This is a genomic window from Flavobacterium sp., from assembly GCF_027484945.1.
Classification (GTDB): Bacteria; Bacteroidota; Bacteroidia; order Flavobacteriales; family Flavobacteriaceae; genus Flavobacterium.
In genome coordinates, this window is sequence record NZ_JAIXRZ010000024.1 from 1 (window position 1) to 13,750 (window position 13,750).

The following is a 13,750-nucleotide window of genomic DNA, read 5'->3' on the forward strand; positions in this document are numbered from 1 at the left end:
CATATTCTACGGGGATATAAGGCCCAAATCCGCCGATTTCGCCCAAACCTTTAATAATTTGATTCGGAAATTCAGCACGTTGTGCATAATCTTCAATGATCGGAGAAACTTCGCGTTTCACCCAAGCACGGGCGGCATCGCGCACCAATTTATGTTCGTCTGTCAATAAATCGTCCAACAAATAATAGTCGGGAGCTTGAAATAAGTCTGGTTTCATTTGTTTCTTATAGTTTTAGACGGACATGCCGTCTGAGGTTTAAAATACGAAAACGTTTGCAAATTTAACAAAACCTAGCGCAGAATATAACGAACAAATGTTATTTTTTTCTGCAATTAAAAATTCAAATAAAAGTCGTGTGTAAGTGCGCGATAGGCTTCGGTATACTGATGCCGTTCGGTTTCAATGATTAGGGAGTCAATTTCCAACGGAAGTGGAGTTCGAGAAAATGCCAAAAGACTGCGTTTGATTTCGCTTTTGGGCGATCCTTGAACCCGGGTAATTTTAAACGGAAAGAGTGTGTGCTCTGCTGCAATTTGAATAAAACGCGCTTCTTCTTTAAAAGGTAGAATTACCGCTAAAACCCCATTTTCTGACAGTAAAATTCCAGCCGCTTCCCCTAAATCTTCAAAGGGTAACGACTCGTTTTGACGTGCACGGTCGCGACTTTCATTTCCGGAGGTAACGTTTTCTGAGTAAAAAGGGGGATTAGAAACGATTAGGTCGTATTCTTCGTCTTGCAAATCTTCCATAAAATCATCCAACGACGCATGAAAGCAAAAAAGGCGATCGTTCCATGGAGTATTTTCAAAATTTTCCACGGTTTGTTCAAAGGCATCGGGGTCAATTTCGATTGCTTCAATTTGTTCGGCTTGACTTCTTTGTGCCAGCATCAAGGCAATTAGTCCGGTTCCAGCACCAATGTCCAAAACCGAAAAGGGACGATGATCAATCGGAGCCCAAGCACCCAATAAAACGCCGTCGGTTCCGACTTTCATGGCACACCGATCTTGGTTGATAGTGAATTGTTTGAATTGAAACAATAGATTGTTGATTAAGAAGAAACAATTTTTAATTTCAAAAGGTTGAAAAACCTAAGAAAAAATTTTATAAATACATTTCAATTAAGCCTTCTGGTAAGTCCATGACGACTTTTCTGTTTTCCCTATCGATTTTTAAAAGAAATTGATCAATCATAGGAACTAAAATTTCTATAGAACCGTTTACAACTTCAAATAATGGTTGTGCAGCAGTATCATTAACAGCGGTAATTTTTCCAAAAATCCCATATCGTTTATCTTCGATTTCAAATCCAATCACCTCATGAAAATAGAATTGATTTCCTTCGAGTTTAGGTAAAACCGTCAAGGGTAGGTAAATTTCACAACCAATAATTTCGTCGGCATCGGATTCATTATCCACGTCTTCAAATTTTACGCGGAGAAAATCACCTTTATGTAGATTGGAATTTTCAATAAAAAATGGAACCAGACCTTTGCCAAAATCGACAAATACTGATTCCATATTTTCATACATTTCAGGTTCATCCGTATCTAAATAAATAAGGACTTCCCCTTTGAAACTAAATTTTTTTGCGATTTTGCCGAGATAGAAACAATCTTCTTTACGCATTACCGCATGATTTATTAAGCTTCTGCTTGTTCGCTGTCGCTTGATTCTTCGTTGTTTTCTTCAGCTGCGGGTGCTTCTTCAGCAACTTCAGCAGCCGTTTCTTCTACAACTTCAGCCGCAGGCGCCTCTTCAGCAACTTCGGTAACGGTTTCTTCAGCAGCTTCAACAACAGCAACTTCCTCTTCCGTTTCTACAGCAGCAGCTTCTTCAGCTTTTAATGCTTCTTCTGCAGCTTTTGCACGTTTTTCGTTGACTTCTTTTTCAGCTTTTAATGCTTTTGATTTTGCGTCGTCTTTTGCTTTTGCTAAGCCGTCTTTTTTAGCATTAACTTTAGAAGCTTTTTCATCTAACCATGCTGCCAACTTAGCATCAGCTTGCTCTTGTGTTAAAGCGCCTTTACGAACACCTCCATCCAAGTGGTGTTTCAATAAAGCTCCTTTGTAAGAAAGGATAGCACGTGCAGTATCGGTTGGTTGAGCACCGTTGTGTAACCATTGAACCGCTTTGTCTAAGTTCAATTCGATAGTTGCAGGGTTAGTGTTTGGATTGTAAGTTCCTACTTTATCTAAGAATTTACCATCGCGTTTTGCGCGCGCATCAGCGGCAACAATCCAGTAAAAAGGTTTTCCTTTTTTACCGTGTCTTTGTAATCTAATTTTTACTGACATAATCTATTGATTAAATTATGGGGTTCTCGACCCCGATTAATGAGGGCGCAAATATACAAAACTTTTTAAATCAACACTCTGGTAATTAAAATTTTAATTTGCCCATAGAAAATCATTAAAAAATAACCTACAATTCACCAAAAAAACTATTTTTGTATTTAATAAACGAGTTTAGAATTCATGAAGAAATGTATTGCCCTTTTTCTAGCTGTGGTTTCATTCGTATCCTGTAGCGAAGAAGTAAAATTTAACAACCCTGGTTTACAAGCATACCGTGATGGAGTTTTGTTCCGAGGCGTTGATGTAAAAGCTTACAAGTCGGCTTCAACCGGTGCCATTCAATTAGTTGGTTTGGCTCAAGATGAAGAACTAACAATCGATTTAAGTGCGGGAACAGCAGGGACGTATTATTTAGGTACAATCAATACGGCTACAAAAGCTACTTACAACTCCTCATTCAACGCTAATTTGTTGCGTTATGAAACCGCTATTGTTAATGGTCCTGTAGCAGATATTGCCAAAAACTTTCCCTCTGCGGGATCGGGCTATATCCCCAATTGCACAACCGTCAGCGGGACAACTACGTGTAATGGTTCCTATCCCACAACCGGTGGCTCGGGTAGTGGATTAACACTGTCGGTTTTCACCAATACAGCTGGAGCTGTAACCGCTGTTAAAGTGGCTTCCCCAGGTAATAATTACAAAGCAGGCGACTTAATCACAATTGTTGGTGGAAACAACAATGCAAAAGTTCGCGTCTTAAACGTTGAAGGGAGTAATGGTGAAGTGATTATAACTGAAAACAATGGTAATTTGATTTCGGGCTCATTCAAATTCAATGCAGTGCAAACAACCACTGACCCTACAGCCAATGAAATTGTAAATTTCCAATACGGATCATTTTATAAGGTGCCTATTTATCCAGCGCCCTAGTGATTAAAAATGTAAGTCATACAAGCTGTCCATTGGACAGCTTTTTTTGTTGATAACTATTCTTGGAATCTTCAAGGATGAAAGTGTATTTTTGAAAACAAAGGCGTTCTATTTAAACCACCACTAGTTCAGGGATATGTACTTAATTTTTGATACCGAAACCACAGGATTACCTCGAAATTGGACTGCTCCAATTACCGATACTGATAATTGGCCACGTGCCGTGCAAATTGCATGGCAATTGCATGATGAACTCGGAAACCTAATCGACAATCAAGATTATCTGATACTGCCTGAAGGATATGATATTCCCTATGATGCAGAACGTGTACATGGTATTTCCACAGAATTGGCTCATAAATATGGTGTGGAGCTACGGGAGATGCTCCTCAAGTTTAATACTGTACTTTCTCAGGCCAAATTTATCGTTGGACAAAACGTAGGTTTTGATGTCAATATTATGGGGTGTGAATTCTATCGTGCAGGTATTGAAACTCATTTATCAAAGTTTCCTATTTTAGATACCTGTACTGAAGTAACTGCCAATCTGCTTAAACTACCGGGTGGTCGGGGCGGAAGGTATAAATTGCCTACGCTAACCGAGTTACACGAATATTTGTTTGGAGAACCCTTTGGAGAAGCTCATAATGCAACTGCCGATGTTGAGGCAACCACGCGATGTTTTTTGGAATTAATCAAACGTGAAGTGTTTACAAGCGCTGAACTCGATGCTTCTGCTGACTATTTTCGTCGATTTAAAGAGCAACATCCAGGGTTGATTTTACCTATTGGATTAACGCATTTGAACCTGAAGAAAGAATCGGAAGAATTGCGTAAAAAAACTGCTCCAACTCCTGGTTCTCCCGTTTTGAGCTCACCAAATCAGCACGATCAAAGTCAAATGACAGCGGTAGATTTTGTGCACTTGCATAACCACACCCAATTTTCTGTTTTACAGTCAACTATTGCGATTGCTGATCTAGTTGGCGCAGCAGTACAACAAAAAATGCCTGCAGTTGCCATGACCGATATCGGAAATATGATGGGTGCTTTTCAATTTGTACGGGATATTGTTGCTCATAATAAATCGGCTAAACAAAAAAACGAAAAAGCGATAGAAGCAGGTGAAACTCCCACAGAAACCCTAATAAAGCCGATTGTAGGTTGCGAATTTAATGTGTGTGATAACCATACCGATCGCTCTCGAAAAGACAACGGCTATCAAGTGGTTTTTTTAGCCAAAAATAAACGAGGGTATCATCATTTAGCAAAAATGGCTTCTATTGCTTATACGGCGGGCTTTTATTATGTGCCGCGGATTGATAAGGCGATTGTTGAAAAATATAAAGAAGATCTTATCGTTTTAACCGGTAGTTTGTATGGTGAGGTTCCAAGTAAACTCTTAAATATTGGTTTGAATCAGGCCGAAGAAGCATTACTATGGTGGAAAGCACAGTTTGGCGATGATTTGTATATCGAACTCATGCGGCATCATCAAGAAGATGAGAATCGCGTTAATAGCGCACTTATTGATCTTTCGCTTAAACATAGTGTGAAGACAGTGGCGACCAACAATGTTTTTTACCTTAATAAAGAGGATGCTAATGCTCACGATATTTTATTATGTGTTCGCGATGGTGAAAAGCAATCAACACCTATAGGTCGTGGTCGTGGCTACCGATATGGATTGCCCAATCATGAGTATTATTTCAAATCGGGTAACGAAATGAAAGCGCTCTTTGCCGATTTTCCCGAAGCGATTACCAATATTGCTGAGGTAGTGGATAAAATAGAGATTTATGAACTCGCCCGTGAGGTTTTACTCCCTAATTTTGAAATTCCTACAGCGTTTGAGGATCCCCAAGATGCCTTGGATAAAGGCAAAAGAGGTGAAAACAATTATTTGCGTCATCTGACTTACAAAGGCGCCGAGAAACGGTATCCTTCGCTTACAGAAGCTATTCGTGAACGTCTTGATTTTGAGTTGGCTACAATCGAACGAACGGGTTATCCAGGTTATTTCTTGATTGTTCAAGATTTTATTGCAGAAGCGCGAAATATGAGTGTTTCAGTTGGCCCTGGTCGTGGCTCTGCCGCTGGGAGCGCGGTTGCCTATTGTTTAGGGATTACGAATATCGACCCCATTGCATATGATTTGCTTTTTGAGCGCTTCCTGAATCCAGATCGGGTTTCTATGCCCGATATTGATATTGACTTTGATGATGAAGGTCGAAGCAAAGTAATGGATTATGTGATTAATAAGTATGGTTCCAACCAAGTGGCACAAATTATTACCTATGGAACTATGGCGGCCAAGTCGTCGGTAAGGGATACTGCTCGGGTTTTGGATTTGCCCTTATTCGAGGCGGATAAAATTGCTAAATTGATTCCAAATAATCTGAATTTGGCTAAAATTTTTTCCTTGGAAAAGGATAAACTCAAAGCTGCGCTTCGTTCGGACGAATTTGATAAAGTCAAAGAATTAATTGAATTAGCCAACGGAAATGACTTGAGCTCAGAAACCATTCAACAAGCAAAATTGTTGGAAGGAAATCTGCGCAATACAGGAATTCATGCCTGTGGGGTGATTATAACTCCAAGTGATATCACAGATTATGTTCCAGTGGCCACAGCCAAAGATTCTGATTTATATGTGACCCAATTTGATAACTCGGTGGTAGAGAGTGCCGGATTGTTGAAAATGGATTTCTTAGGGCTTAAGACCTTAACTTTGATTAAAGATACGTGTAAGTTGGTCAAATACCGAACAGGAATCGAACTTGATCCGGATTCGTTTCCTATTGATGATATAAAAACGTATGAATTGTTCCAACGGGGTGAAACGGTTGGTATTTTTCAGTATGAGTCACCTGGGATGCAAAAATACATGAAGGAGTTAAAGCCTACGGTATTTGGTGATTTAATTGCAATGAATGCGCTCTATCGACCGGGGCCGCTGGAGTATATCCCCTCATTTATTCGTCGTAAAAATGGGGAAGAACCCATCACGTACGACTTAGATGCATGTGAGGAGTATTTAAAAGAAACGTACGGTATTACCGTATATCAAGAGCAGGTAATGTTGTTGTCGCAAAAATTGGCCAACTTTTCCAAGGGAGATGCCGATGTGTTGCGAAAAGCAATGGGTAAAAAGCAAAAAGATGTCTTGGATAAGATGAAGTCCAAATTCATCGATCAAGCAGTTGCCAATGGTCATGATGCCGATAAACTGGATAAAATTTGGAAAGACTGGGAAGCCTTTGCAAGTTATGCCTTTAATAAATCCCATTCTACGTGTTATGCTTGGGTAGCCTATCAAACGGCCTATTTAAAAGCACATTATCCCGCAGAATATATGGCGGCAGTGCTTTCTAATAATATGAATGATATTAAGCAAGTTTCGTTCTTTATGGAAGAATGCAAACGCATGGGGTTGCATGTTTTGGGTCCAGATGTAAATGAATCGTTCTATAAGTTTACCGTTAACGAAGCGTATGCCGTTCGTTTTGGAATGGGAGCAGTAAAAGGAGTTGGACAAGGTGCTGTCGATACGATTGTTGCCCAACGGAAAGAGGGAAAATACCGTTCGATTTTTGATTTAGCAAAGCGAATTGATTTGCGAGCTGCCAACAAAAAAGCCTTTGAAAACTTAGCGCTTGCAGGTGGCTTTGATTGTTTTGAAACGACCCATCGCGCACAATACTTCCATCATGAAGGGGATTCAATTACGTTTTTGGAGAAAGCAATACGGTATGGTTCAAAGTTTCAAGAAAATGAAAATTCGGCTCAAGTAAGTTTATTTGGTGAAACGAGTGAAGTTCAAATTGCCGAACCCCAAATCCCCCCTTGTGAAGAGTGGACTACTATGGTTAAATTGGCAAGGGAACGTGAAGTGGTGGGGATTTACATATCTGGACATCCGCTAGACGATTACCGATTTGAAATGAGCTATTTCTGTAATGTAAAACTTGAAAATTTTAAAAATCAAGAAGCTTTGGTCAACAAAACCGTTGCGTTTGGGGGTATTGTGACCAATGTTCAATATAAAACTGGAAAGTCTGGAAAAGATTGGGCCCAATTTACGATCGAGGGATATGATGAGAGTTTTGAATTTCGAATTTTTGATGAAGAGTATTTAAAATACCGTCATTTTTTGGTCAATAATCAGTTTCTGTTTTTTAAAGTATTAGTACGTGAGGGCTGGGTTAATCGAGAGACGGGTAAGCGAGCTGATCCACGAATTTCGTTTCAAGAAGTAAAATTATTGGCCGATGTATTGCCCACTTTTGCCAAGAAGTTAGTCATTCAATTCAATATTAAAGATTTACATCAAGCGCTTATCCAACAACTGGCCGCTTTGTTTCAAGCAAATTCAGGAGATCAGCCGGTAACGTTTGAAGTAATGGAGTTGGAACGAATCAAGAAAAAAGTAGAGTTGGAGGTCAAACCATTGGATCTAGTTCTTGAAACTACAGAAGATGAATTGTTAACTGCCGACGATTTTGAGTCAGAATTACCAATAGAAACTGATGAAATTCGGGTGTTGACTCATTTGGCAATGCCCTCCCGAAAAACAAAAATTAAGATTACGAGTGATTTATTAAGTGCTTTGGAGCAATTGCAAGTGAAATTTAAATTAAACTAAGTATCATTTTGAATGATTACAAAATAGTAAAAAGTAATCTTTTACGTAAAGTAATGCGCAGCTAATTCGTTATCTTTGTATCTTGTAATCAAAATTTAACTTAAAAAAATAAATAGTATGGCATTAGCAATCACCGATGCTACATTTGAAGAAGTAGTATTAAAATCTGACAAGCCCGTTTTAGTCGATTTTTGGGCAGCTTGGTGCGGTCCTTGTAGAATGGTTGGTCCGGTTATCGATGAAGTTTCTACTGAATATGAAGGTAAAGCTGTTGTAGGTAAAGTAGATGTTGATGCAAATCAAGAATTTGCAGCAAAATACGGAGTACGAAATATCCCAACCGTATTGGTTTTTCATAACGGAGAAGTCGTAGGTCGTCAAGTTGGTGTTTCACCAAAAAAAACCTACACCGACGCAATCGATGCATTATTATAACAGAAATACGAATGTGAACCGAAAGCCTGAAGAAAATTCAGGCTTTTTTTTATCTTTGATCGTATGAAGATTGAACAAGAAAAAGAACTTATTTCTGGTTTTAAGCATCTAGAGATTTTAGCCAACCAAGTAGTTGAAGGCTTTATTTCGGGGATGCATAAATCGCCCTTCCACGGTTTTTCAGCTGAATTTGCAGAACATAAAGTGTATAATAAAGGCGAAAGCACCAAGCATATCGATTGGAAGTTGTTTGCCAAAACCGATCGGTTGTATACAAAACGCTTTGAAGAAGAAACTAATTTGCGGTGCCATTTGATTTTAGATAATTCGTCTTCTATGCATTATCCCGTTTTGAAATCGGGACAACCCTTTTATGAAAGTAAGATTGGTTTTTCGGTATTGGCTTCAGCCGTTTTGATGAATTTGCTCAAAAAACAACGGGATGCTGTAGGGTTAAGTGTTTTTTCTGATCGGTATGAATATTATGCTCCAGAGAAAGGCTCCGATCGCCATCATCGCATGGTATTATCTATTTTAGAAGGAATTTTAGACCGGCCCAATGCCGCAAAAAAGACTGACACCATAACCTATTTACATCAGATTGCAGAAAAAATGCATCGCCGCTCGATGATTATTTTATTTACGGATATGTTTCAAGGCGAGGATCACGAAAAATTATTTAGCGCTTTACAGCATTTAAAACACAACAAACACAAGGTTGTAGTGTTTCATGTTATTGATGAAGCAACCGAATTGCGTTTTGATTTTGATAATCATCCCCGAAAATTTATAGATGTAGAATCGGGAGAAGTAGTCAATTTGTTTGCCGAAAACATACAAGATGAATATGAAAAACGAGTGGAGCACTATTTTAAAACCTTGTCACTAGCCTGTGCGCAAAATAAAATTAAATATGTCCCCGTTAATGTAGGTGCCGATTTTGAAAAAATACTGACAACTTATTTGGTTGAAAAACAAATGTTTGGTTAGTGTATTTTAAAATAATTTGAAAATTTCACTAAAAACGTTTGCAAAGCAGAAATTAGCGCGTATATTTGCATCCGCATTAAAGCAAGGTTTGGTAGTTCAGTTGGTTAGAATACATGCCTGTCACGCATGGGGTCGCGGGTTCGAGTCCCGTCCAGACCGCTAAAATTGGGAAAGCGCTCCGTTACACGGAGCGCTTTTTTGCCCAAATAGCATTTGTAAGATGCTTCATAATCATTGAAGCAAAATAAAAATAGTTGTGTTGTTTTGTCCCGATTTATCGAGACAAGGTTTAGTAGTTAGACCAATGAAAAGCTTTTCCGATTCATTTCGGAATGGCTTTTTTGCTTTTTTGAAGTCATATCAGATGGATGGGAGGGCTCAATGGAATCCTAACCTAAGCGGCATCGAACATGAATCCATAGAATGCCTGTAAAAGTTTCGGTTTAATTTAGTATTTTTGATTTTGGTTCTATAAGTTATACTTGAATAGAACGTTGAAATTTCCATTGAATAAATACGTTTGGTTAGCATAGGAAAATGGGATAATGATTTAAAATCCAATGAAACAAATTGTAGTACTGTTGGCATTAGCCCTAACTTCGTGTAGTTATTTTGAAAAGCAAGTGCCTAACGAGCAGGATTTGTTACAAAAAGAACTTAAAGCAATCAATTGGAATCAAGTAGATGAATATCCTTCTATTGCCGAATGTGATCAATTAACCGACTCCAAACTTCGTAAACAATGTTTTTTTGAGTTTTTGTCTAGTACTATTCAGCAAAAATTAAATACCGATACGTTGTCGGTATTGTACCCTGAATTGGATACAATAGAAGTTAAAGTGACGGTTAATTCAAATGCAACCTTAGTTTTTGAGCCGCAGTTTCCTCAAGATTCTACAGCTTACGATAAAGAAAAATTGGATAGCATTATTCGTTTACGCCTCATTGATTTACCCAAAGTAAGTCCCGCGATTAAAAGGGGAATTCCAGTGAAAACTCAATTTATATTACCTGTAATTATTCGTAGTGAATAGTCAATCTCTTTTTTGATACGATTAAATCATTAAATTCCAATCAATAATGGAACATTTTGACCGTAAGGAGCACTGGGAAAAAGTCTATCAGACTAAAGAACTTAAGGATGTGAGTTGGTTTCAACCTACACCCGAAACATCATTGGCGTTTTTTAAGCAACATAACATACCCAAAACCGCAAAAATTATTGACATAGGCGGTGGCGATAGCTTTTTAGTAGATCATTTAATTGAATTAGGTTATCAGGATATTTCCGTTTTAGATATTTCCGCTTCAGCCCTCAATAGAGCTAAGGAAAGATTGGGTGAAAAGGCTCATACGATACATTGGATTGAGGCCGACGCAGCAAATTTTGTGCCCACAGAAAAATATGACTTTTGGCACGATAGAGCTGCATTTCATTTTTTGACAGCCGAGCAAGAAATTTCAAATTACATACAAACGGCTTATGAAAATATAAATTCGGGCGGAATTTTAGTTGTGGGAACATTTTCAGAGCAAGGTCCGAAAAAATGCAGCGGAATAGCAATTAAAAACTATTCAGAATCGACTATAACTGACCGTATGAGTGGTAGGTTTGAAAAAATAAAATGCATTACCGTTGACCACAAAACACCATTTGACACCCTCCAAAACTTTATTTTTTGTAGTTTCAAAAAAATATAATTACCCATTCCTTTAAAAAGTAAGTCATAAAAGCCTTGATTGTTCTTACCATTAAATGCTGCGTGCAAAATTCGGATAATACTTATTATTACCGTTTAAATTGTCGCCCTTTCCATTGAAATCCGCCGAATAAAGCACAAATTCCAGTACAACTGCTGAAAAAAGGATAGATAAAACTGCTTGCGAAGGGCAAGAAAAATTTTCCGTTACGTAAGAATGCATTGGCGCGGTACATTAGCATAAAATCAACACTATACTTTACTGCCCATGTAACCCCGACAATCCACCATGGGATCATGCTGTTTAAAGCTAAAAGAACAGCAAGTACCCAACTCAAATTCATCGATAAAACGACTACAGCAAGCAATTTTGCATAGGGGTTGGAATACCCTGTTGTTTTGGCTGCCCAACGAATTCGTTGTTGAAATACCTCCACGAGATCATCAACAGGACGCGTTTTTACAACTGCTTCCTTACATTTTATATACCCTACTTTTTCGGGATGTTGGGTTAACCCTTTTTGTAGCAGCAATACATCGTCGCCTCCGGTATAGTTTGTCAGTCCATCAAAACCTCCTAATTCATTAAAAAAAGTTAGGGTATAGGCAAAATTAGCTCCATTACACATGAATCCCTGTCCATTTCCAAAACTACCCATTGTAGTTCCCTGTAGGGCTAGCGTTTCTAATTGCTGAAAATCGTGGAACCAATTGTTTTTTGTTTTTAAAATTATAGGGCCAGCGATCATTTCTTTTTTATTTTCTTGAATAAAATCATGATACGATTGCAGCCAGTTTTTTGGAAGCACACAATCACCATCAGTTGTAATAATCCAAGGATGTTTGAGAATCGGAATAGCACGCATAAGCGCATCTTTTTTTGGGGAGCCTGTTCGCCGAACATTTTCTAAACAAGTGGTTTCAAATGGACTGTTTTTTAACCGCCAATTGAGGTAAATCTGTTGGCTATTGTCTTCTGAAAAATCGTCAATTAAAATAAGTTCAAACAATTCGGCAGGATAGTTCAATTGCGCGATGGAGTCAAGTAATTTAGGTAAATTCTTAGCTTCATTCCGAATCGGTATTAGGATAGAAAACCCTGTAGTAGGCGTTGATTTTTTTGGTTTAAAAACCGGAAGCTGATTAAAACCAGTTATGATTTTTAAGATAAATCCAGCATAAACTGCTGTAATTATTCCGAAGCAGAGGATGAAGCCCATTGTGGTTTAAATATTAAAATATAATAACTCCCTAGCAACACGGGTAGAACCACATTCATCAGCCACATTAACGTACTGATGAAAACTACAGTCCAATCGTTAACACTGAGTTTTCCGAAGAAAAATAAAGCAACACTTCCTTTAACCGCAAAATCTAAAAACTGAAAACTTGGCAAGGAAGAGGCCAAAAAATATACGGCTGCTATTGCTCCCATTGCTGTTGCATAGGGTAAATGTACCTCAAATATGCAAAATAAAAAATAGTATTGATGAGAAAAGATTAGGTAGCGCGCAAGGCCTAAAAGGTTGTTTTTGTAATGTATTTCTTTAGGAATTGCTTTTGTTTTGGTCCAAAGCAACTCAAACGAATAACCGTTAATTTTGATTTTTTGGATGCTAAAAAAAAACAGAAATAGTATACCTATAGTTACCAATATTCCCATACCCCATAGGGTGTTTCCTAAAATAAACAGCCCTAAGGTTCCAAATATTATGGTGTATACCATTTGAATTCCGTTGCAGATAAGATTTAAAAAAACTACTTGACGGGCTTCATTTTTAGCAAAATAAAAGGCTTTTCCTGCATATTCGCCTATGCCGTTGGGGGTAAAAACCCCTGCGGTAAGTGCGGCAAAAACCTGTTTAGTTGAATCGGCGAGTGATAAAGGACGCAGGGTAGAACCTAAATTTTGCCATTTTAAGATTTCCATAAAACGATTGGCAACCGTAAATGCAATCAAGGCAAGAATTACTAAAGGATGCGTAAGTTTTTGTAATGAGATTTGGAAAGCATTCCAGCTGAGATGCGGGTCAGCATTTAGTTTTTTATAAATGAGGTAAAATGCACCGCTTACAATCAGAATTTTGAGTAGAACTGTGAAGAATTGTTTAGATTTGTCAGACCATGCATTCATGGTACAAAGAAAGCGCTTTTTTAGCGAAAACCTTCGAATGAATTGAAAGTAGCAAACGAACGTATCCTGTTAGGAATTGATCCAGGGACGACGATTATGGGATTCGGACTCATACGCGTGGTCAATAAAAAGATGGAGTTTATTCAACTAAACGAATTGTTGTTGAGTAAATATGATGATCATTACATGAAGTTAAAGAAAATCTTTGAGCGCACAATCGAGTTAATTGATACATACCATCCCGATGAAATAGCGATCGAAGCCCCGTTTTTTGGAAAAAATGTACAGTCCATGTTAAAGTTAGGTCGCGCTCAAGGGGTAGCTATGGCTGCGGGACTCTCAAGACAGATCCCCATAACCGAATACGAACCCAAGAAAATCAAAATGGCAATTACCGGAAACGGAAATGCTAGTAAAGAGCAAGTCGCAAAAATGCTCCAACAGTTATTAGACTTAAAAGAATTACCCAAAAATCTCGATTCAACCGATGGATTGGCTGCAGCGGTTTGTCATTTTTTCAATACGAGTAAAGTAATAGCAGGGAAAAGTTATTCGGGATGGGACGCCTTTGTCAAACAAAATGAAAATAGAATTAAATAATTTGAAGATTTGATA

13 protein-coding genes and 1 tRNA gene are annotated in these 13,750 nt (G+C 38.2%); 8 read left to right on the forward strand and 6 right to left on the reverse strand.

Going from position 1 to position 13,750, the window contains the following annotated elements; translation table 11 throughout:
* The 4 genes from Q0039_RS03535 to Q0039_RS03550 all read right to left on the reverse strand — a co-directional run.
* On the reverse strand, nucleotides 1–217 hold a 217-nt coding region (locus tag Q0039_RS03535; RefSeq protein ID WP_297509153.1), incomplete at its 3' end, for an acyl-CoA dehydrogenase family protein.
* 116 nt (nucleotides 218–333) lie between these two features.
* Nucleotides 334–996: a methyltransferase gene (locus Q0039_RS03540; protein WP_297509155.1), complete on the reverse strand. Its 663-nt coding sequence runs from the start codon at nucleotides 994–996 to the stop codon at nucleotides 334–336.
* A 109-nt stretch (nucleotides 997–1,105) separates the two neighbouring features.
* On the reverse strand, nucleotides 1,106–1,630 hold the full coding sequence (gene rimM / locus Q0039_RS03545) for a ribosome maturation factor RimM (protein ID WP_297509158.1): 525 nt from the start codon (nucleotides 1,628–1,630) through the stop codon (nucleotides 1,106–1,108).
* A 14-nt stretch (nucleotides 1,631–1,644) separates the two neighbouring features.
* Complete coding sequence (locus tag Q0039_RS03550) at nucleotides 1,645–2,298, reverse strand: 30S ribosomal protein S16 (protein WP_297509162.1); 654 nt, start codon at nucleotides 2,296–2,298, stop codon at nucleotides 1,645–1,647.
* A gap of 180 nt (nucleotides 2,299–2,478) precedes the next feature.
* Between Q0039_RS03550 and Q0039_RS03555 the strand changes: the two genes are divergently transcribed.
* The 7 genes from Q0039_RS03555 (at nucleotide 2,479) to Q0039_RS03585 (ending at nucleotide 11,002) form a co-directional block, all read left to right on the forward strand.
* Nucleotides 2,479–3,231: a DUF6252 family protein gene (locus tag Q0039_RS03555; RefSeq protein ID WP_297509165.1), complete on the forward strand. Its 753-nt coding sequence runs from the start codon at nucleotides 2,479–2,481 to the stop codon at nucleotides 3,229–3,231.
* A gap of 136 nt (nucleotides 3,232–3,367) precedes the next feature.
* Entirely contained in the window at nucleotides 3,368–7,876 is a 4,509-nt protein-coding gene (dnaE, locus tag Q0039_RS03560) for a DNA polymerase III subunit alpha (RefSeq protein WP_297509169.1), read from the forward strand.
* Between the two features lie 117 nt (nucleotides 7,877–7,993).
* Nucleotides 7,994–8,311, forward strand: coding sequence for a thioredoxin (trxA, locus tag Q0039_RS03565; RefSeq protein WP_297509172.1), 318 nt, complete (start codon nucleotides 7,994–7,996; stop codon nucleotides 8,309–8,311).
* 63 nt (nucleotides 8,312–8,374) lie between these two features.
* The gene (locus Q0039_RS03570) at nucleotides 8,375–9,301 is read left to right on the forward strand and encodes a DUF58 domain-containing protein (protein ID WP_297509177.1); all 927 of its coding nucleotides are present in this window, start codon (nucleotides 8,375–8,377) and stop codon (nucleotides 9,299–9,301) included.
* Between the two features lie 85 nt (nucleotides 9,302–9,386).
* A tRNA-Asp gene (locus Q0039_RS03575) sits at nucleotides 9,387–9,460 on the forward strand.
* Nucleotides 9,461–9,861: 401 nt separating this feature from the next.
* Nucleotides 9,862–10,335, forward strand: a complete 474-nt coding sequence (locus tag Q0039_RS03580) for a hypothetical protein (protein WP_297509180.1) — start codon at nucleotides 9,862–9,864, stop codon at nucleotides 10,333–10,335.
* Between the two features lie 46 nt (nucleotides 10,336–10,381).
* Complete coding sequence (locus Q0039_RS03585) at nucleotides 10,382–11,002, forward strand: class I SAM-dependent methyltransferase (RefSeq protein ID WP_297509183.1); 621 nt, start codon at nucleotides 10,382–10,384, stop codon at nucleotides 11,000–11,002.
* Nucleotides 11,003–11,090: 88 nt separating this feature from the next.
* On the opposite strand, the gene Q0039_RS03590 is transcribed toward Q0039_RS03585, so the two are convergent.
* Together Q0039_RS03590 and Q0039_RS03595 are read right to left on the reverse strand one after the other, a co-directional pair.
* Nucleotides 11,091–12,221, reverse strand: coding sequence for a glycosyltransferase (locus tag Q0039_RS03590; RefSeq protein ID WP_297509186.1), 1,131 nt, complete (start codon nucleotides 12,219–12,221; stop codon nucleotides 11,091–11,093).
* Entirely contained in the window at nucleotides 12,194–13,135 is a 942-nt protein-coding gene (locus Q0039_RS03595) for a hypothetical protein (protein ID WP_297509189.1), read from the reverse strand. Before Q0039_RS03595 ends, Q0039_RS03590 begins: the two co-directional genes overlap by 28 nt.
* Before the next feature lie 42 nt (nucleotides 13,136–13,177).
* Between Q0039_RS03595 and ruvC the strand changes: the two genes are divergently transcribed.
* Nucleotides 13,178–13,735, forward strand: coding sequence for a crossover junction endodeoxyribonuclease RuvC (gene ruvC / locus Q0039_RS03600; RefSeq protein WP_297509192.1), 558 nt, complete (start codon nucleotides 13,178–13,180; stop codon nucleotides 13,733–13,735).
* Nucleotides 13,736–13,750 lie beyond the last annotated feature (15 nt).

Coding starts and splice junctions, on each gene's coding strand:
- trxA (WP_297509172.1), top strand. CDS start 7,994: ATGGCATTAGCAATCACCGATGCTACATTTGAAGAAGTAGTATTAAAA.
- Q0039_RS03585 (WP_297509183.1), top strand. CDS start 10,382: ATGGAACATTTTGACCGTAAGGAGCACTGGGAAAAAGTCTATCAGACT.
- Q0039_RS03590 (WP_297509186.1), bottom strand. CDS start 12,221: ATGGGCTTCATCCTCTGCTTCGGAATAATTACAGCAGTTTATGCTGGA.
- dnaE (WP_297509169.1), top strand. CDS start 3,368: ATGTACTTAATTTTTGATACCGAAACCACAGGATTACCTCGAAATTGG.
- Q0039_RS03540 (WP_297509155.1), bottom strand. CDS start 996: ATGAAAGTCGGAACCGACGGCGTTTTATTGGGTGCTTGGGCTCCGATT.
- Q0039_RS03555 (WP_297509165.1), top strand. CDS start 2,479: ATGAAGAAATGTATTGCCCTTTTTCTAGCTGTGGTTTCATTCGTATCC.
- Q0039_RS03550 (WP_297509162.1), bottom strand. CDS start 2,298: ATGTCAGTAAAAATTAGATTACAAAGACACGGTAAAAAAGGAAAACCT.
- Q0039_RS03570 (WP_297509177.1), top strand. CDS start 8,375: ATGAAGATTGAACAAGAAAAAGAACTTATTTCTGGTTTTAAGCATCTA.
- rimM (WP_297509158.1), bottom strand. CDS start 1,630: ATGCGTAAAGAAGATTGTTTCTATCTCGGCAAAATCGCAAAAAAATTT.
- Q0039_RS03580 (WP_297509180.1), top strand. CDS start 9,862: ATGAAACAAATTGTAGTACTGTTGGCATTAGCCCTAACTTCGTGTAGT.
- Q0039_RS03595 (WP_297509189.1), bottom strand. CDS start 13,135: ATGAATGCATGGTCTGACAAATCTAAACAATTCTTCACAGTTCTACTC.